The organism is Paenibacillus sp. Mc5Re-14 (assembly GCF_001049835.1).
Lineage (GTDB): Bacteria > Bacillota > Bacilli > Paenibacillales > Paenibacillaceae > Paenibacillus > Paenibacillus polymyxa_C.
In genome coordinates, this window is the sequence record NZ_CVPD01000001.1 from 790,881 (window position 1) to 810,590 (window position 19,710).

The following is a 19,710-nucleotide window of genomic DNA, read 5'->3' on the forward strand; positions in this document are numbered from 1 at the left end:
ACTTAGGTTGATCTCAATTCATACAACCCCTTGTGAAGCGAAAGACGGGCAGAACATGTACCTTCAAACAAGACACTGATGCCGAACACGGCCGGAAGCCTATCATCAGGAAACCAGGGGCGTTGCTTGTCTGTGACAATAAAGGAACCTTCCACATCCCCTAGCGGTGCGAATTTCTGTCCAGCCCCTCCCCATGAATTAAGTTGGAACGTTTCAGTGATTATTTTGGATACCTCTGGAACATCATCAACTGGAAGACCAATCTCGCTTATACGAAGTAGGGAGTGGGGACCGAAAGCTTCAGTAACTGCATTATCGAGTGTATGGTGAGCAATGAATTCAATGAGGTTATGATCCGGATCATAGAAGTAAAACGCCGTGGCATTCCAGTTTTCGAAAAAAAACTCGTCTTCTTGGGATCTTGTAATCAATGTAATCCCCCGGTCGATGGCCCACTGTTTTGCTTCTATGAATTTATTTGTTGGGATCGTAAAGGCAATATGATAAAATTCATTTTCCATGTGGGAGGATTCCTGAAAAGCAAGCACCGATTCCCCTACTTGAAACGACAACCGCGAAGGGCCCTCCTCTACAACCTGCAAATCCAGGAGAGAGCCGTAAAAAGCTTTCATCGCTTCGAAGCTGCGTGTGTCCAAGAGCACTGCTTTTAATTTCATACGATCGTCCTCCCTCATAGATAAAAGATAACCTGTACATATCCAAATTAGCATATCGATTTAGGGCTGTATTGGATCATTATATTGGTTATTGACTATCTTTTAATTCGCTCAAAAGTTTGGCATTTACATCCAACGCCTTAAAACGAAGTAATATAGCCTGTTCATTCAGAACTTTACTTTTTGCCATTTCGAGATAAAGCTTGGGTTGATCCCGAAATGCCCTTGCATTCCCAATCGAGTATGCTTTCTTGAGATATTCATGAGCTAATACAGGCTTGCTCTGCAGAAGAAGCGTTTCCGCCATTTGAATGTAAGGCCCTGCATGTATAATCCGGTACCCCGCACTTTCCAAATCTAAAATTTCCTCATTTAAAAGCTCTACTGATCGCTGCATATGGCTGTTATAATTGAGAATTTGAACATACTGATGCAAAGTTACACTTGTAATGCCCCATGTATGCTTAGGTTCGGGGATGAGGTCCCAAGCCTTCTGTGCCTTTTCCTCGGCCAAGCTGCTATCTAACGGGAGTGTAAGAGCTGCTTCCTCTCCAAGAGCCCAAATCGTTTCTTCCAATTGAGCTTCCAGATCGTGATACATTCGAATATCCATCAGATTCCTCCCCATAGATAATATAAATTCTAACACTTAGAGATGTCTACTCCTTCATTACGATCAACGAAAGCGCTTAATCAAGGATATCACTCCCCAGATGAGCAACGCCAAGATCCCACTGACGATTACAAAGGTCATTAAGATCGAAGTCCATACGAAATGCAATCAACATCACCCCATGCATCATTTTATGGTCATCTTGTAAAGTATCTTCTAATGTCTCTCCATATTTTAATGCACGTTCACTTCCGTTGCATTTGAATTGAACAATTTTATTTTTATAATCATAGATAAGAATGCCAGCAGCGCAAATATCATTCCGCTCCAGATGAGCTGGTGTATTCCCAGATGAGAGATAAACCATCCGCCTATAGCAGATCCTATCGTAATACCCAGATTAGAAAATGAGACAAACAGGCTGTTACCGAACTCTGGAGCTTCTTTCGCTTCAGTGGTTAACCATGTTTGGCTAGTAATAAGCCCTCCTGAATGCACAGCTCCCCAAATGAGCACAACTACAATCATCGGTAGGAAAGATGTACCCAGAGCATAAGTGAATACGTAAACGACCATATATAGCAACGGGAACATGATGACGGTCTTGATCAGATTTTTATGTAATAACCCTCCAAATAAAAAGTTCCCAAAAATCATAACGATTCCAAAGACCATCAGCATCATGCTGATCCATGATCCGTTCATAAGAGTTAATTCTCCAAGATATTCAGCAAAGTAGCTATACACTGAAAACATAGCCGCAAAGATAAAAATAACAGACACAATATTGAACCATAATTGAGGCTTGCGTAATATACCAAGCTGTTTGCCATAAGACATCTTTTGCTGGACAGGTAGAGAAGGAAGCCATATGAGAATTCCTACAAATGCAATCATGCTTACGACAGCTCCAAACCAGAAAGCAGCTTCTAACGCTATCTTCTCAGCAAGATAAGAAGTCAAGGGCACACCAAAAGCAAATCCTACTGTAATCCCGGCGAAAACCTTGGTGACGGCTTTACTGCTCTTTTCAGGGGGACAAGATGAGATGCGGTCACGAGGGCAACTGAAAAAAAGACAGGGTGAAATATAGCAGGGAGAACACGAAAAATGAGCATGACCTCAAAATGAGTAGTATAGGCATAGACAATATTTGAAATAACAAAACTGAATACAGCTATTAATAGAATAACTTTACGATTCATGCCAGAAACGAGTAAGGTCAAAAACGGACCTGAGATAGCAACAACTAAAGAAAATATACTGACGAGCCAACCAGCCTGGGAAGCTGATACATTGAATTTTTGAGTGACTTGGGGAAGAACACCTATAATCCCCATTTCCGTTGTAATAATGCCGAACACGCCCAAAGCTAGAATGATAATAAGTAACGGGTTAACCTTTTTCATATTAAGTATAAGCCTCCAATCAATTATATATATATAGATTTGTAGATATGTTATGTGAAAAAAAACTCCTTTCTGTTTATAGTTCTTTTTGGATGTACTCGGCAAATTCCTGTATTGTTTTTTCATTCCGACGATAATACGTCCACTTTCCTACTCGCTCAGACTCTAACAAACCGGATTTTTGCATCGTTAATAAATAACTTGAAATTACAGACTGTGCCAGTCCCGATTTGGCCTGAATATCTCCCACGCATACACCAATTTGAAAATTAAGCCCCTGCTTTAAATAAGCCTGTTCATCAAAATAATCTTCCGGTTTTTTTAACCACTGCATAATTAGACGACGAGTCTCGTTGGACAAAGCTTTATAAATCAATGACGGTTCCATACATCACATTATATCTACTTTATTAGATTTGTAAATATTTAATTCAGATGATTACTCAGATGATTACATAATAAAATATAATAAAGGCTGCTTCCTCACGGAGAATCCGCTTGGAAACAGCCTGTTCGTGTCATCTCAACTACACAGATTTACTCTTATTCGAGCGGTACATCAAGTACAGAAAATACGGTGCACCGATCAATGCAATCAGCAATCCAGAAGGAATTTCGGTCGGTGCAAGCACGGTCCGTCCAATCGTATCCGCCAGCACCAGCATGACCGCTCCCAAGATGCTCGACAGAACAATGGAACGGCGTACATGGTGCCCGATCAACGTACGCACAATATGCGGAGCAATTAGCCCGATGAAGCCAATTGTACCCACACAGGCTACTGCTCCACCTGCCAGCAGCACACCCACTACCATCGCCAACAGCCGGGTGCGGCGCACCGGAAGTCCCAGACCCATGGCACTGCTATCGTCAAATACCAAAAGATCGAAACGGCGAGCCAGCCACCACGCTACTGGCAACAACACGAGCAGAAAGGCCAGAATGGTCGCCACCTGCCCCCAGTTTCGAGCGTAGGTACTACCAGTCAGCCAGATATAGCCTGTGCTACCCCAAAGTGAACCTTGGATGATCAACACCTGAATACCGGCTGATCCGATGGCAGATACGGCAATACCAAGCAGGATGACCACAGACGGATTGAGTTGCTTGTTCCACGATAAAAAGAAGATTACCGCTGCCGACACCGTCGCTCCGGCAATTGCCGCGATGGGCAACATATAGATAGGCAGCCCAGGCCACACGATAATCACTGCAAGCGCGCCGAAACCAGCCCCCGAAGAAACCCCGATGATTGAGGCATCCGCCAAAGGATTACGAACCGCTAGTTGGATCAAGACGCCGCTGACCGCAAGCGCGATACCAGCCCCGGCCGCCACCAATGTGCGTGGTATTCTAAATTGTAGCAAAGCCGAATTCGCGTTCTCCCCGCCAAACAGGCCAGACAGCAGATCCCCCACCGGAATGCGCATGCCTCCAAACATTAGACTGAATACCGTTAATATCACGGCACAGCAAGCAAATATTGTAACCAGTCTGCCAAACGGTAATTTCCGAGAGCGTACACCTATGTTCATTGAAGACTGTCCACCGATACCGGAAGGCAGCTTCATCTTCCACAAAATCAGCCAAATCAACCAAGGTGCCCCGATCAAGGCCATGACCGCTCCGGTTGGCAAATCCATACTTGATTTGTGAACCATTTTCGCCAACACGTCTGCGCCTATCAACAGCAGTGCCCCCCATAGGAAGGAACCGGGCAGTACCCAACGATGCATTTTCAGCCCGCTTAAGCGAACCAAATGCGGAGCCACCAAACCTACAAATCCGATGGGACCAATGACGCTGACTGTAATGGTCGATAGCAGAACCGCCAGCACAATTCCCACCGCCCGGGTTAAGCTAACCTTTTGTCCAAGGGATGTGGATGTGGACTCATCCAGATCCAGCACATCAAATTGCCTTGACAGCATAACAGCAATAATCGAGAGTCCTACTACCCAAGGCCAAGCGTAAGTCGTCCCACTCCAATCATTTTGCACCAGTGAACCGGAACCCCAGAGGAACAGCCCCTGTGTTTCAAATGAATAAAAGATATGCAACGCTCCGGTAAATGAACCAAGAACCATGGATACGATCAGGCCGGCAAGCGCCAACCGAATCGGTGTTCCTGCTCTTCCTCCGCCCATAAAATAAGCTAGCACCGCTGCCAACAGCCCGCCAGCGGCGGCAAATAGAAATGGCGCCTGGTGCAGCAAGCCAGGAAACATCACTGCACCAAGTACGACCACAAAGTAGGCACCAGCGTTTATCCCTAGGGTATCAGAAGCCGCCAGTGGATTTTTGGTGATGGCCTGAAGCAAAGCACCGGCAATAGCCAGCGCGCCGCCAGCCAGGATTCCAATAACCGTACGCGGCATCCGAAGATCCCACACCATGTTATGCTCAAGCGTATCCTGACGCTGGGTCAACGCCTCGATGACTGTATGCAGCGGGATCGAAGCCTCCCCATAACACAAGCTTACAAAAAAAAGCACGATGAGGACGAGCAAACCGCCCCCAAAGATGCTTCCTATACGCCAAGTCTTCGATAAACCCGTTGTGTCCGTTCGGGTCATTTCGTCAGAGCTCCGACTACTTGATCAACCAGTACTTTGGATGAGATTGGGCCACCGAATGTCCATGTTGTGCCGTCTAGCGGGTAGGTCCGTTTCTCTTTAACAAAGTTCAGTCCGTTCCATACCGTGTTGTTCTTCATCGCGGCGCCAAATATATCGTCCGTCTTTTGCGTAATGTAGATAAAATTACTGTCCTGTACAGCTGGAAGAGCTTCGATTCCAACGGTACTAAATCCGTACTTCTCAGTCTGGTCCGACTTCCAGTCATTCACCATACCGATTTTCGCAAGTGTTCCCACTACAACCGAATTTTCTTTAAACATTCGCAGACTGGCAGCATTTTGAGATGTAAAGGCTTGTGTCAGTGCATAGTGAAAGTCTGCTTTGCCCGCTTTTTCCAATGTAGCCTTTGCCTCTACATAGTGCTGGTCAAGTTCGCTTAAGACTTTATCAGCCTGTTCCGTTTTACCGGTAGCCACAGCAACTTGCTTGAAAATTTCAACCATACGATCGTAATCATAGCCGTTCCCCTTGTAAGGATCGAACTCTATCGTTGGTGCAATTCCCTTAAGCTGTGCATAGATCGCTGCATTGTTATCGGCGTTAGAGATAATAAGATCTGGCTTGAGCGCCGCAATCGCTTCGAGATTGGGTTCGCCCCGTGTGCCGATATCCGTTACGGTATCAGCCAGCTTCGCCTCCGGTGTTACCCACAGCTTGTAGTTTTCATTGTCCGCATTGCCGACCGGCTGTACGCCAAGGGCAATCAGATCTTCGGTAAACGTCCATTCGAGTACAACGACACGTTCCGCTGGCTTGTCCAGCTTGACTTCTCCATGGTCGTCCTTAACCGTAACTGGACCAGCCGCTGTAGATGTCTGCTCAGATCCTGCAGCACCTTCCGTCTTTGAGCTATCCCCAGCCGAACCGCAACCTGCCAATACAATCGCGAAAACTACAAATAACAATAGGCCATTCAACATCTTTTTCATTTCTCTCAATCACCCCTGTATGTATATGCATCGGAAAATGATAATCATTATCAGTAAAAGAGTATAGGGGTTAGTGATTTTTGTCAATAAGGATATATCGAAGTTCAATTGAATCGCACACAGGTTCCGTATATGATAACTTTATCATTGTTTTAAGGGAGGCTACATTGAAGTGGCAGTATTAATCAACGAGCAAATTAAAGCTGATGAGGTGGTGCTCACTGGACTCTCAGGGGAGAACCTCGGCGTTGTTTCCAAGTCAGAAGCCTTGGCTATGGCCCGATCCAAAGGAGTGGATCTGGTCTGCACCTCACTGATGAGTAGTCCACCACCGTGCAGTTTGGTTGCAAAAGGCAAAGGAAAAGCACTTGCGCAAAAAAAAGCCGCAGCAAGCAAAACAAACAACGGACGAGCCGCAGGAAACAGCGGCAAAGAAAAGGTCAAGGAGCTCCGCTTCACCGCTCACATTGAGGATCATGATTACGACACGAAGCTGCGTCAGGCGGACAAACAGCTTCGTTCTGGTAAGCCGGTACAGTTGGTCGTTAAGGCGTCAGGCGCAAAAGAAGCACCTGTCGCCAAAGCGGTGCTGGAGCGTCTACTGGGTGATCTGAAGGAAGTCGGCGTAAAGGAAACTGGAATCCAGACGGGCGGCAAGGGCTCACAGGTAAAATTAAACCCTCGCTGAATGGCGAATCGTTAGATTGGACAAGTCTCTTCGTCCGTATGAAAATCCCTTGGGAGGAATTGGAATGCATCGAAAAAATGTCCCTCGTTAAGCCCGTTCTCCTCCATCCATGTGTTAGTTTCAACTCACCCCAATAAATCGGAGGGAGAATCACTAATGAACATGAATGGACCTATTCACATTTCTCGAATTGAAAGATTTCAGACTTGCCACGAAATAGCTACTAGGTTGCATGAGGTATATAGAGACAAAATTTTGGCTATAGGGGTCTATGGATCTGTTGCCAAAGGTACGGACGGCCCTTTCTCAGATATTGAAATGTTTTGTGTATTAAGTGAATCCAACGCTCCTGTAGATTTTAGCCATGAATGGTCGGCGGGTCCCTGGAAAGCTGAGGTGAACGTCTGTAGTTCAGACATTCTTCTGAAAACCGCCTCTACTGTTGAGGGCGACTGGCCGTTAACACATGGACCCTTCTTTTCCCCACTTCGTCTGTATGATCCTGAAGACTTTTTTTCTATATTAAAGGAAGCTGCCGAATCCCCAACAAAGGAAGATTTCAGGCATGCCATCAACGAAGTGCTTGTAGGTGAAATGTATGAGTTTATTGGAAAGCTTAGAAATGTCAGTATAAATGGCCCTCGTACTTACTTGCCGTACTTGATCATGCAGTTTGCCCAATATGGGGCTATGTTAGTTGGGTTACACAATCAGAAGCTTTTCTCAACGGGCTCAATGGTTCTACCGGAAGCACTGGAACTGCCGAGTCGTCCACAAGGATTTGATCATCTGGTTAAGATGGTCATGTCCGGTGACTTAGCGGAATCCACAAAGATCATTTCAGCCTGTGAAAATTTCTGGAGTGGTCTTGTGAGCTGGGCAGTCGAACATGACTATCATATGAACTCACAACGAATCCCATTTTAATCGGAAATTAAAGTCCGTTTTAATTTCGCTTACTATAAAACCCTATTTTCGCTATGCCAAATCTCCCTTTCGTTAAGGGGGATTTTCATTATTTCTTCTGAGCGGATGAGATCCTTTTTACAGACATGTTACGTTATATTTTTTTGTAAAATATTTTAAATTTAAATTACTTGATTTCATTCCTCACCTCGCTTATTCTCGGTATATGCATACTTTGGCTCTAATAATCTTCTCATATACAACCCTTGTTCATGTACACATGCCAGAATGAATATTTCCTGTGTTTTCAGAGAAAATGTAACGCATAGGTCTTTATATAGAGCTAATTTTTATTAATATCCAATAACAGGGCCCTAGGCCCTATGACAGATTACATTTTAATGATATATTGATAGATACTACAAAAGACTAATTACCCAGGGCTTGGGCTGGAGGATGTATGAAAAAGGAATCAAATCAAGACGAAACCAGTTATTTATTTAATGTTGATGTATTAGTTAAAGGTCGTTCGAACGTAGAGGCCCTTCAGTTCCTGCTTAATCTCTTGAGCCAAAACGAACAAATTGCGGATAGTCGGATTCAATCTGGTATCGAACTTGGCAATTTAATTGAAGCTGCATTATATCTAAAAAAACAGTCGGCTGTTAATAGCCCATCTGATGCAGCCGCTACGCTTGCGGAAAGATTCTCCAAAAAGAAATCAGCCGCAATTCCGAACAAGACACCCGTTGTTCAAGAGATCAAACAATCCCACGTACAGCCAAAGCCTGCAATACAACAAGACCTTAGTACGTACGAATGGATCAAACGCTATATACATGATAATACGCTTGTACGGTTAATTGTGAACCGCTATGGAGGACAGCGCAGCATTCCTTGCCGCATACTCAACCTGGACCATGATAATAACCTGCTGAGTGTGTATCATGTCGATGAGAAGCAAGTATACTCCTTTAAAATGAATGAGATCGACGAAATCACATCATAAGTGTAACATCTCACTAAAACAACAAAGCATGAAAAAAGAGAATCGGTGGAAAAGCATTGCGTCTTTCCTGCCGATTCTCTTTTTTAGTATGGACCGATAAGTTTTCTAAGCCTCTTTCTTTAGACCAGCAGCAGCCCATGCCAGGAATATCCATCCTGCAATAAAACATACGCCCCCTAATGGGGTGATCGCACCCAGCACACGGATTCCGGTTAAACTTAGCACATACAGACTGCCGGAAAACAAAATGATACCCGTGAACAACAGCCGCGCGGCCCATCTTAAGCGGGTCGAAGGGCCCCATTGTCCGGCAGCCAACGCAATGATCAGCAAACCGACAGCGTGAATCATATGGTATTTCACACCGGTTTCATATATCGCCAATGCATCCGCGTCGATCCGTGCTTTTACAATATGCGCTCCGAAGGCTCCAATGGCTACCGCCAACATCATCATTATAGATCCTACCATTATCCATCTTCGTTGCATGTTTTTTTACTCCTTTTCACTGTTCCTTTTACCCGAATGTTCTTCTTATTTTATCGGAACAGCATGAAGTTTACCAGCCAGTGTGTGTAAACAAACCACATACGAAATTCGATGATTAAGCCCTGTCTATTGGAGGGTAATATGTAAAGTGGCTTGCTTTTTTGTTTATTTTGTGGAAAATTAGTACCTGTTCGGACTATGTTCAAGGAGTTGAAAAAATGAGTTACCAAGATCCTAATTTGCAAAAGCCTGCTGCGTCTGAGGAGCACCCTGTTTTTTCAGAAGCTCCTGTGTTTCAGCCTCCGGTCAAGCTCAAGCATTCCGGTCCCGGAATTGCCTCTTTTATTATGTCGCTCGTCAGTCTGATCGGATATATTATCTTGGCTATTATGGTCATTAATCTGATGGCTCATTTCAGCCAATACCAAACAATGAACCCGGAAGTCGCTTTACAGCAAACCGGAACGATGCTGATTCCCTTTATTTTTTTAGCCAGCCTGCTTCTCAATTGTAGCGGACTTGTGGTCGGGATCATCGGCATTGCGTTAAAAAACCGCAAAAAAACCTTTGCTATTACTGGATTAATCATTAATGCACTCATTATTGTAGGTTTTATTGCACTACTTGCCATCGGTCTTTCGATTCCGAATAGCACAGCGGATATTTATCCTTCCTCTGTGCAGTCTTTATGATTTTTCTGCATTCTCACAGAGAGGATTTAATGTATGAACAAAATTAAAATTTTTGCAGACAGTACCAGTGATGTTCCTGTCCACTGGCGTCAACAGTACGAGATTAGCATTGTACCATTGTATACAGTATTTGGTGATGAAGCATTGCAAGATGGGGTGAACATTCACCCGGAACAATTATTTCAGCGTGTCAGCCGCGAGGGACGCTTACCTCGTACCGCCGCACCTTCTCCGGCAGATTTTATTCAAGCCTTTACGCCCTACATAGAACAAGGAGATGACATTTTATATATCAGTCTGTCCTCCGAGCTATCATCGACATACCAGAATGCGCTGCTCGCTGCCTCCGAATTTCCAGAAGGTCGCATTACGGTTTTTGATTCCCTAAATTTGTCGTGCGGCTTTGGCCTGCTTGTGATGAAAGCTGCTCGCGCAGCAGCTAACGGTAGTACGATAGAGCAGATTGTAGACATGTTGACGGCAACCAGACCGCTAATCGACACGGAATTTGTGATTGATACACTCGAATACCTATATAAAGGCGGAAGATGCTCAGGCATGCAAAACCTGATCGGCAGTCTGCTCAAAATTCGTCCGGTAATCAAAGTGATTGATGGAAAAATGACGCCCGCCTACAAGGTTCGCGGCAAACGTGAAAAAGCACTGGAACAAATGCTGCAAAATGCCCTGAACCATCGGGATTTGATGGATAACGATATGATTATTGTCGTGCACGCTTTGGCTGAGGAAGATGCGCTGATGCTGCAAGCACGTCTGAAAGAGGAAACAAACGCACAAGAGGTACTGCTAACAACAGCAGGCTGTGTTATATCCAGTCATTGTGGTCCACAAACGATCGGTATTATGTATAGCAAAAAAGCATAGTTTATCCAATATCAAACCTGTTACCCATTGGTAGCGGGTTTTTTGGTATTTTTCCAGCAATTTAGCAATGAATAACTTTCCTCTTTTTGATAGTATTATTCGTCGAGTAACAATATATACACTTACAATCTATCATAAAAAGAAGGTTATTGGGGATGAGTTCCAAACGATCGCGTTGGCTAACCAGGTTTACTCTATCGGCAACTACAGCCATTACAATATTCACAACATTCACTTCATATTTAGCTGCCCCGGCAGCAGCATCCGGCGTAGCTTTTCGGGATATTGCACACAGCTACGCCTATCAGTCTATTATTTCCCTGCACACTAAAGGAGTTTTGAACGGTACACAACCTGGTTACTTTTCTCCTAAAAAGGCCGTTACCAGAGCTGAATGGGTTACCGCATTGGACCGTACACTCGGTCTAGAACCTGTACAAGCAGCTGTTTCCTCCTATCGGGATGTTCCCAAACAGGCGTGGTACTACGGTTGGATTGAGGCGGCTTCGCAGCTTGATATCGTACAGGGAGGATCTTCCGCTACATTTCAACCCAATAGTCCTATAACCCGACAAGAAGCAGCCTTAATGATTGCACGTCTCATCCGCTCTTCGGGCGGATCAGGCGGCACCACATCCTCTTTCACAGATCGTGACGAAATTGCAGATTGGGCTCTTGAAGGGGTAACCACCGTGAATCGTTACGGCTTTATGAAAGGTGAAAACAACTATTTTCGCCCGGCATCTTCTCTCACTCGTGAAGAAACAGCGGTATTATTGGAGCGGCTGCTAACGTATTCAGCACAGCATGCTCGCCAAGCTGCTTCCACTGCTTCTTCCATTCGATTAGGCTGGCAATATGACCAAACCGTTCAGCAGTTTGAAAATACGGTGCTTCAATCCAACATCAACACCCTGTCACCACGCTGGTTTTTTCTGAACGAAACAGGCAGTATCAGCGATTACACCAATTCTTCGCTGCTTACCTGGTCCAAACAGCATCAAAAAAAAATCTGGGCTATGGTAGGCAACCGCTCCAATCTGGCGCTAACGCACCAAATTCTGTCCAGTGAGGTTCTACGGGCTACAACCATAACTCAACTTGCCAATGCTGTGTCTGTACATGGTTTGGATGGACTTGTCATTGATTTTGAAAATGTAGATGGTCAGGATCGTGCCTACCTTACATTGTTCGTCCAACAATTAAAGGCTAAGTTGAAAAGTCAAAATGCGGTACTGGCGCTTTGTGTATCTCCTGATTACGGAACGGACTGGACTGCCGCTTTTGATTATCAAAAGCTTGGCGCTGCGGCAGACTATCTAATCCTGATGGGATATGACGAGCATTGGGGAGGGAGCTCGATCCCCGGCTCGGTGTCCTCACTGCCATGGCTGCGTGAAAGCGTGCGGCGCTTTGTACAAACCACCGATCCGGAGAAAGCGATTTTGGCATTGCCCTTATTTACACGGAATTGGACACTTAACACTAGCGGACAGTCAATCGCTTCCTCTGATATTTCATTAGACCAGCAAAATCAGCTAGTATCCCGTATCTCTTCCAAACCGATCTGGAACGAGGATATTCAGCAGTATACCGTATCATACAAAGATACTCAGCTTCATAAGCTATGGCTGGAAGAAGGGCGATCCTTTACTCGTAAGTACCGCTTGGGCCAGGATGAAGGATTTGCCGGCTTCGCCTACTGGTATTCAGGCGGCGCAAGCTCTGATCTGTGGTCCAGTGTGAAGAATGCGGACCGCTTTATACAGCGTGGCTTGTAAAAGTCAAAAGCCTTCAACCTCACGTAAAAAGTGAAGTTGAAGGCTTTTGCCATACATACGTATTATCAGCCTACGACCGATATGCAACTTGCCCGTTCACAACGGTCATCCGTACCTTAACATCCAGTAAAGCCTGGTGACTTTCCGATACATCGCGGTCAATAACGGTAAAATCAGCAGCTTTGCCTTCAGCGATTGTCCCTCTGTCAGCAGCTTCCCCAGCGGCTACTGCGCTTCCCATAGTAAACAGATGAATGGCTTCGTGAACATCCAACTTCTCAGCTGGAAGATAACCTTCATGCTTTTCTTCCGGCTTGGCGCGAGTCACTGCCGCATGTATACCCAGAAATGGGTTTAGCGGCTCGATCGGCGCATCACTGCCTCCAGCACACGAAATACCTGCTTGTAGCAGCTTTTTCCAGGCATATAAATACTCGGTCCGTTCTTTCCCTACCCGATCCAGCACCCAGGGAAAGTCACTGGCGACAAAACGAGGCTGGATGTCCGCAATCAGCGGCAACTTCGCCATTCTTTTGACCAAATCAGCCCTTAGCACTTGCCCATGAATCAGACGATCCGGCAACCCGCTTTCCTCCGTTAATCCATGAGCCTCCATCGCTGTCAAAATCATATGCGCCGCTTCATCTCCGATGGCATGTACAGCCACTGGAAAGCCTGCGGCTCTGGCTGCTGCCACCATCTGATTTAGCTCTGGCTGTGGTTGGATGGCCATTCCACACGTATGTGGAGCATCACTATAAGGTTCGGATAATAAAGCCGTTCTTCCACCAATAGCGCCATCAGCAAACATTTTAATCGCACCGATTTTGAACCACTCATTTCCGGTACCTGCACGCAGCTCCTGTACTTTCACTTCTTCCATAAATGGATGATAGATGAGCTGGTGTGTGCGAAATGCAAGACCTTCTTCTCTCAGCTCTCTGTAAATTCGCTGCATTGTCTCCACGCTGCCCAAAAAACGTAAATCCTCCGTATGCGCAGCAGTCAGCCCCAGCCGTAGCGCATCCAGACAAGCTCGCCGGATCGTATCCTTCTTCACCGAATAATCCGGCTCTGGCTGCACGCTTGTAAAGGCAAAGGATGCTTCCTCATAAATTAATCCATTTAATCGACCCTCTGCGTCCCGTCCATAGGCTCCTGAAGCCGGATCAGGGGTGTTCTCGTTAATACCTGCACGCCGAAACGCCTCTGAATTGGCCAAAAATGTATGAAAGCACGTACGGGTCAGATATACCGGGTGCTGATCTGTAATAGCATCTAGCTCAGCTATATTCGGAATTTCAACAGGAATAAACGCATTTTCGTTCCAATTAAGACCTAAAATCCACTCACCTGGCGGTGTTACAGCGACCCGCTTGCGCAGCATAGCCAGCATTTCGTCCTTGGAAGTAGCTGATGTTAAATCCAGCATAGCTAGCTTCATACCATGCATAGACAAATGCATATGGGCATCGGCTAAGCCCGGCAATACATTGGCTCCCTCCCAATCCACGGTTTCATACTCCTTACCAGATAACTGCAATTCAAGCTCCCGAGCATTTCCAATGGCCTGTATGCGGCCATGCTGTACAACGATGGAGTCTCCTTTGGTAGCCCAGTCCCCATATAACCTGCCGTGCTTGAACAAAACGAATGTCAACGCCACTCATCTCCTTTTTTCCAACTATACGCTTGATATGCTGCATATTACGCCAGGGTTGCTACTTCCAAACGTAGTGTATTTATATCTACCTGCTGTACCACCTGTGCAAAGTCATCATGAGCTGCACAGACAGCCATTTTATAATCTGGGTCTAGCTCATACTGCTTAAAATGACAATACTCCGTAGTAAAGCCCTCTGTCGTGAAACCTATAGACGGTTGTGCTTCCAACTCGAATGAAAAAGACTTTAACGGCAGCGTTAGCCCCTGTCCTTCGGCCTTCACAAAACTTTCCTTAAGCGTCCAAAGATCGTAAAAATAGGATAAACGACTCTCTGCATCCTGATGCATTAATGCATCATACTCTGTGTCCGAAAAGCACACCCTGCCTACTTCAAAATCAATAGGACGGAGCTGTTCAATGTCAATACCAAGCGGATGATCATCGATAGCGCATACTACCCATTTTCCCGAATGGGAAACATTAAAATGAAATGCCGGCGCATTCAACAAGGAGGGCTTGCCAAAAGCATTGTATGTAAACTGAAGGCTGGCATTCGGTATTTTTAATTGTCGACAAGCCAACCATCTTAACAACACATCAGCGTATAACCCCCTCAAAGCGTCTTCCCGATGTAAAAAACGATCCAACTTGTGCTGTTTTGCCAGCGAAACCCGATTTACCAGTAATTCGTAATGATTCTCAGCCTCTGGCTTGCTCGTATCAATCGCGTATATTTCCATGGTCGCCTCCCGTATATCCTAATGAATATAATACGTTTGTAACACTCACCATTCGATTGAAGTCTGTCAAATTTGGATGACGCTTGCTATATACATGGTCAATATACTACTCTAGCACTTTCAATTCAATATGGATACAATTGGGATAAGCAGCTCTTCAAAGCTACTTCATAGAACCCACTAATGAAAGCGCTTTAAAATAACACATACAGAGGAGGACGAAACAATGAAATATGATTTTGCCCGCTTGCTGTGTATTATGCTCACTATTTTGCTTTCGTTAAGCATTTTTCAGATGTTCTCACCTAAGATTGCTTCAGCTGCTTCAGCGAATGTAGTAAATGGAATTCAGTTTAAAGATACAGATGGAAACGTGGTCCATGCCCATGGGGGCGGAATGATTAAAGTGGACGGTTATTATTATTGGTTTGGTGAAAATCGTAATCCGAATGGAACGTTCAAGGCGGTATCCGCTTATCGTTCCTCGGATTTAAAAAACTGGGAGTTTCGTAAAAACGTGCTGACCAGCAGCTCGGCCGTAGAGCTGAATGTATCGAATATTGAACGTCCGAAAGTGATTTATAATGAAAAAACGCGTAAATACGTATTATGGATGCACAAGGAAAACGGGATTAATTACAACGAAGCCCGAGTGGCGGTTGCCTCATCTGATACCGTAGACGGCGATTATACGTATCAGGGCAGCTTCCGTCCGCTGGATTATGATTCGCGCGATATGACTGTATACAACGATAACGGTACTGCATACCTGATATCGGCTACCCGTGTAAACGCGGATCTGAACATTTATCGCCTGACACCGGATTTTCTTCAAGTTGAATCGCTGGTGACTACACTCTGGCCAGGACAATATCGTGAAGCTCCGGCAATGTTCAAAAAAGGAGACGTCTACTTCCTGATTACATCCGGGGCAACTGGCTGGAATCCCAATCAGGCCAAGTATGCTACTGCGTCCAGCATTGAAGGAACCTGGAGCAATACGATGAACTTCGGGGACGGGACGACTTACGGTTCACAGTCGGCCTACGTCATTCCTGTTGAAGGTACGCAGACGACCTCATATCTGTATTTGGGCGACCGTTGGGCTGGGGCGTGGAGCGGTCCTGTGCAGGATTCGCAATATGTGTGGTTGCCACTGCGTTTTCCAACTGCAACTTCATTGGCCATGGATTGGTTCGACAGCATTAACGTTGATACCGCCAGTGGTGTGGTTGAGGGCGTAACTACGCCGATGGTCATCGACCCGGATGCTTATTATCAGCTGGTAAGTCGCAAGAGCAACAAGCCGCTAGGCATCATTGGCAATGCGACGATAGACGGAGCAGATCTAGAGCAGCGTGCGAATTCCGGAGCACCAAGCCAGCAATGGCAGCTTAAGGATGCAGGCGGCGGGTACTATAAAATTGTGAATCGGAACAGCGGGAAGCTGATTGGTGTTGAAAGCGGTGCTACAGCGGACGGCGCAGTGATCGAACAGTGGAATGATGGAGGCTGGTCCAGCCAGCATTGGCAGCTCGTATCCGTAACCGGGGGCTATTACAAGCTGAAAAATCGGGCAACTGGCAAGCTGATCGACATTTCCGAAGGCGCCACTGGCGATGGAGCCAAAGCCATTCAATGGGGCGATAATGGCGGGACGAATCAGAATTTCCGTGTAGTTAAAGTGGAATAGCTCGAATCCTTACCAAAAGGAGCCGTCATCCGAACAGATCTTAGTGATCGTAACGGAAAAACGGCTCCTTTTTACGCAAAAACGATAAGATGGGTGATGTCTAGTACACTACACTTCCCACGGAAAATCTGTCGTCAGAAAACTGGCCAGTTGCTTGCTTTCTTCCCTCCGCTGACGCCGTATGGCTGCGCGCGATGGAGCTGTCTGGTGTAATTGTATTTGCTCCTCTGTTTCCGGAATCACCTGTGGGACGGTCACTTTACGATTGTTCTCGTCCAATGCCACAAAGGTCAGGAAGGCGGTGGCTGCAATTTTGCGGTCGCCTGTCATTAATCCTTCGCGAATCACTTTTACGAATACCTCCATTGAGCTGCGGCCTGTCCAAGTTACGAACGCTTCCAGCGTGACAGAATCGCTCGGGTGGATAGGCAGCAAAAAATCCACCGAATCCGTCGAGGCCGTAACTGTGTTCGTACGGCACAGCTTGGCGGCAGCTATAGATGCGATATCGTCGATATACGACATCAATCGGCCTCCGAAGAGCGTGTTATGATTGTTGATATCATTGGGAAATACTCGGGACGTCTTAAAGCAGTAGGTTTCTCGGATGTACTTGCTTTCCATGGGTTCTTTCCTCTCTTTTCCTCGTTGCTCTCTTTTTATATCTCAGGATTTTGCAGAATCCTGTGTCGAAGTCTGTTGTAGACTATGTTAATCATCCCACTAATCCGCATAATAAATCAATACATAAAAATCGGCATCCTCATCCGAATCATTACGATAGGTATGAAAATCAGATCCTTGAAATTGTACGGCGTCCCCTGCACTCAGTTTGAGCTGTTGCCCCTGCATTTCAAAGTACATTTCCCCACGGATCATGAGAATCGTTTCCTCTCCCAGATGCTCTTCTGCCTTGTGTGTAAAGCCTGGCTTCAGACTTACCGTGAATACTTCGAACTTCTTTTCCGAGTGATACGGGAAGACAGGGTAAACAAAATAGTTACCGCCCTCATCAATAACTGGATGCAAATCTGCTCTCCGAATCTTCGTGATTTGCGGCGGGTCTTCTTTAAGAAAGGTCGAGAAGGATACGTGCAAGCCGTTCGCAATCTTCCAAAGCGTGGTTACCGTAGGATTGGATTTCCCCTTCTCAATTTGAGCCAACATCCCTTTGCTAACCCCTGTCAGTTCAGCCACCTTATCCAAACTAAGTCCTCTAGTCTTCCTGATTTGAGCCAAATTAGAACCAATAATATATTGCATTGAATCCACCGAATTATACCTCCTCATATCCAAAAGTCTATATATGAAGAATACACAAAAGTACCCGCTGTAGCTACAATTTACTCTATTATGGTCAGGTTCCTCGTTTACTTCAACATGCCAATTAAAACATTGACATTGAATATAAATGTCCTTAAACTTCACTTATTAAAATGTTTTTCAAAACTATTGTAATATCTTGAAAGGGGTTGCTATCCTATGTCTTTTCCGTCCCTGAACACCCAACAGGTGAGAAAATCAACGTTAACTATCTAGGAGGGACTAAATTTGAATCCGCAAACCCGCAAGTCCCGCCACATGTACACGATGCAGCTGGCGACAATTTTTATTGGCTTTATTGTATTTGGTATCTCGGAAAATATTAAAGGCCCTGCCATTCCACGCATTCAATTCGACTTCAATCTGGATGAACAGCAGCTCGGAACATTGTTGTCTCTAAACGCACTTGGGTATTTGATTGCCTGCTCGTTCACCGCCGTCCTTGTCCGTAAGTGGGGAATCAAGGCGGTCAGCATTATTTCCTTTGCTTCCATGATCATCTCGGGAGTGTTCATTTATCTGTCGCACACGTATCCATTCTTCGCCTCGTCCTACTTCTTGATGTATATCGGGAACGGCATGCTGGAGATTGCACTCGCAATTTTGGGGGCGAGGATTTTTGTAAAAAATACCGGCACGATGATGAATTTGTCCCACTTTTTCTATGGGCTTAGCTCAACAGTCGCCCCTTTGCTGGCGACGGGAGTCATGTCATTGACGGTATTTGGACATACGCTGGACTGGCGAGGGATGTATCTGGCTATGTTGTCGCTCTGTCTGCTGCCGATTGTGGCCGCACTGCTCAGCACCTTCCCGGGAGACGATCTGCAGCATGAGGAACGGACCTCACTCAAGACCCTAACCCGCGATCCGGCACTCTGGATGATGGTAATGATCCTGTCGTTTGGAGTAGTCTCCGAGCTCGCAGTTGGAGGCTGGCTAGTCAACTTTTTAGAGAAAGCGTATTCATGGAGTACAGTGAAGGCGTCCAGCATGCTCTCCGCGTTCTTTCTTACCTTCTCGTTGGGGCGCCTGTTGCTTGGTCCGCTCACAGACCGAATGGGGTTTGTGCTTTCGACGATTTTATTCTCCGCCTTCTCAGCGATATGTACGTTCGCAGCAATCGCGGGTGGGGAGAGACTGGCGTTTCTCTTTGCCGCATCGGGTGCAGGCATTGCAATGATCTATCCGACCGTGATGGCGTTCATTGCACGGAGATATCCTAAGGACAGTGATACAGCTATTACGTTCGTCGTCACGCTGATGGGCATAGGTAGTGTCATTGGCAACTATGTGATCGGCTGGGTAATCGAAGGAGTTAAGATAGTCTACGGCGCAACCACTGAGCTTGGCATACTGCGCGGGCTTCAGGCGGGATATGGAGTTATTGGCCTATGCGCAGCCATCTGCGCGGTCTCGGGAATTATTCTCTACGGATATCTGAAAAAACGGCAGGAGCTTATATAAGCCACCACTTTAGGGTTGTCCCATAAGTCATGAACTGACTGGGGCGCCCTTTTTTTACGAACTCCCCGTTCAGTCAAAACAGTCCTTGTATGAACACATCCGAG

At 45.9% G+C, this 19,710-nt stretch carries 18 protein-coding genes and 1 pseudogene; 8 read left to right on the forward strand and 11 right to left on the reverse strand.

Annotated elements, in window-relative coordinates:
• Positions 1-2 precede the first annotated feature (2 nt).
• The 6 genes and pseudogenes from BN1546_RS03675 to BN1546_RS03700 form a co-directional block, all read right to left on the reverse strand.
• Positions 3-677 (reverse strand): VOC family protein, encoded by a 675-nt coding sequence (locus BN1546_RS03675; RefSeq protein WP_090736020.1) that lies wholly within the window; start codon positions 675-677, stop codon positions 3-5.
• Between the two features lie 88 nt (positions 678-765).
• Positions 766-1,290: a hypothetical protein gene (locus BN1546_RS03680; protein WP_058829290.1), complete on the reverse strand. Its 525-nt coding sequence runs from the start codon at positions 1,288-1,290 to the stop codon at positions 766-768.
• Between the two features lie 234 nt (positions 1,291-1,524).
• A pseudogene (locus BN1546_RS03685) lies at positions 1,525-2,699 on the reverse strand (MFS transporter).
• Between the two features lie 76 nt (positions 2,700-2,775).
• Positions 2,776-3,087 (reverse strand): ArsR/SmtB family transcription factor, encoded by a 312-nt coding sequence (locus BN1546_RS03690; protein ID WP_014599587.1) that lies wholly within the window; start codon positions 3,085-3,087, stop codon positions 2,776-2,778.
• Between the two features lie 139 nt (positions 3,088-3,226).
• Positions 3,227-5,275 (reverse strand): iron ABC transporter permease, encoded by a 2,049-nt coding sequence (locus tag BN1546_RS03695; protein ID WP_058829288.1) that lies wholly within the window; start codon positions 5,273-5,275, stop codon positions 3,227-3,229.
• Complete coding sequence (locus BN1546_RS03700) at positions 5,272-6,267, reverse strand: ABC transporter substrate-binding protein (RefSeq protein WP_013370192.1); 996 nt, start codon at positions 6,265-6,267, stop codon at positions 5,272-5,274. Before BN1546_RS03700 ends, BN1546_RS03695 begins: the two co-directional genes overlap by 4 nt.
• A 172-nt stretch (positions 6,268-6,439) precedes the next feature.
• Here BN1546_RS03700 and infC point away from each other — a divergent pair, with 172 nt between their 5' ends.
• The 3 genes from infC (at position 6,440) to BN1546_RS03715 (ending at position 8,870) form a co-directional block, all read left to right on the forward strand.
• Positions 6,440-6,955, forward strand: coding sequence for a translation initiation factor IF-3 (gene infC / locus BN1546_RS03705; RefSeq protein ID WP_025676424.1), 516 nt, complete (start codon positions 6,440-6,442; stop codon positions 6,953-6,955).
• A 156-nt stretch (positions 6,956-7,111) separates the two neighbouring features.
• Positions 7,112-7,882 carry an ANT(4')-I family aminoglycoside nucleotidyltransferase gene (locus BN1546_RS03710; protein WP_058829285.1) on the forward strand — a complete coding sequence of 257 codons (771 nt, stop codon included), beginning with the start codon at positions 7,112-7,114 and terminating at the stop codon, positions 7,880-7,882.
• 439 nt (positions 7,883-8,321) lie between these two features.
• Complete coding sequence (locus tag BN1546_RS03715) at positions 8,322-8,870, forward strand: hypothetical protein (protein WP_058829284.1); 549 nt, start codon at positions 8,322-8,324, stop codon at positions 8,868-8,870.
• Between the two features lie 105 nt (positions 8,871-8,975).
• On the opposite strand, the gene BN1546_RS03720 is transcribed toward BN1546_RS03715, so the two are convergent.
• Entirely contained in the window at positions 8,976-9,359 is a 384-nt protein-coding gene (locus BN1546_RS03720; protein WP_040101759.1) for a DUF423 domain-containing protein, read from the reverse strand.
• Between the two features lie 218 nt (positions 9,360-9,577).
• On the opposite strand from BN1546_RS03720, the gene BN1546_RS03725 reads away from it, so the two are divergent.
• The 3 genes from BN1546_RS03725 (at position 9,578) to BN1546_RS03735 (ending at position 12,717) form a co-directional block, all read left to right on the forward strand.
• Entirely contained in the window at positions 9,578-10,051 is a 474-nt protein-coding gene (locus BN1546_RS03725) for a hypothetical protein (protein ID WP_025676418.1), read from the forward strand.
• A gap of 33 nt (positions 10,052-10,084) precedes the next feature.
• Positions 10,085-10,936 (forward strand): DegV family protein, encoded by an 852-nt coding sequence (locus BN1546_RS03730; protein ID WP_090736023.1) that lies wholly within the window; start codon positions 10,085-10,087, stop codon positions 10,934-10,936.
• A 155-nt stretch (positions 10,937-11,091) separates the two neighbouring features.
• Entirely contained in the window at positions 11,092-12,717 is a 1,626-nt protein-coding gene (locus BN1546_RS03735) for an S-layer homology domain-containing protein (RefSeq protein ID WP_090736025.1), read from the forward strand.
• Positions 12,718-12,787: 70 nt separating this feature from the next.
• Here the strand turns inward: BN1546_RS03735 and BN1546_RS03740 are convergent, their stop codons facing one another.
• Together BN1546_RS03740 and BN1546_RS03745 are read right to left on the reverse strand one after the other, a co-directional pair.
• Positions 12,788-14,377 carry an amidohydrolase gene (locus BN1546_RS03740; protein ID WP_090736029.1) on the reverse strand — a complete coding sequence of 530 codons (1,590 nt, stop codon included), beginning with the start codon at positions 14,375-14,377 and terminating at the stop codon, positions 12,788-12,790.
• Positions 14,378-14,424: 47 nt separating this feature from the next.
• A complete protein-coding gene (locus tag BN1546_RS03745) occupies positions 14,425-15,123 on the reverse strand; it encodes a 4'-phosphopantetheinyl transferase family protein (RefSeq protein WP_040101762.1) in 699 nt (232 codons plus the stop codon).
• 226 nt (positions 15,124-15,349) lie between these two features.
• On the opposite strand from BN1546_RS03745, the gene BN1546_RS03750 reads away from it, so the two are divergent.
• Entirely contained in the window at positions 15,350-16,816 is a 1,467-nt protein-coding gene (locus BN1546_RS03750; protein WP_090736032.1) for an RICIN domain-containing protein, read from the forward strand.
• Positions 16,817-16,924: 108 nt separating this feature from the next.
• Here BN1546_RS03750 and BN1546_RS03755 read toward each other — a convergent pair whose 3' ends face one another.
• Both BN1546_RS03755 and BN1546_RS03760 read right to left on the reverse strand, forming a co-directional pair.
• Entirely contained in the window at positions 16,925-17,440 is a 516-nt protein-coding gene (locus BN1546_RS03755; RefSeq protein ID WP_014599583.1) for an acyl-CoA thioesterase, read from the reverse strand.
• A 99-nt stretch (positions 17,441-17,539) separates the two neighbouring features.
• Positions 17,540-18,088, reverse strand: a complete 549-nt coding sequence (locus BN1546_RS03760) for a helix-turn-helix domain-containing protein (RefSeq protein ID WP_040101764.1) — start codon at positions 18,086-18,088, stop codon at positions 17,540-17,542.
• Between the two features lie 279 nt (positions 18,089-18,367).
• Between BN1546_RS03760 and BN1546_RS03765 the strand changes: the two genes are divergently transcribed.
• Positions 18,368-19,606 (forward strand): MFS transporter, encoded by a 1,239-nt coding sequence (locus BN1546_RS03765; protein WP_040101765.1) that lies wholly within the window; start codon positions 18,368-18,370, stop codon positions 19,604-19,606.
• The last annotated feature ends 104 nt before the right edge of the window (positions 19,607-19,710 follow it).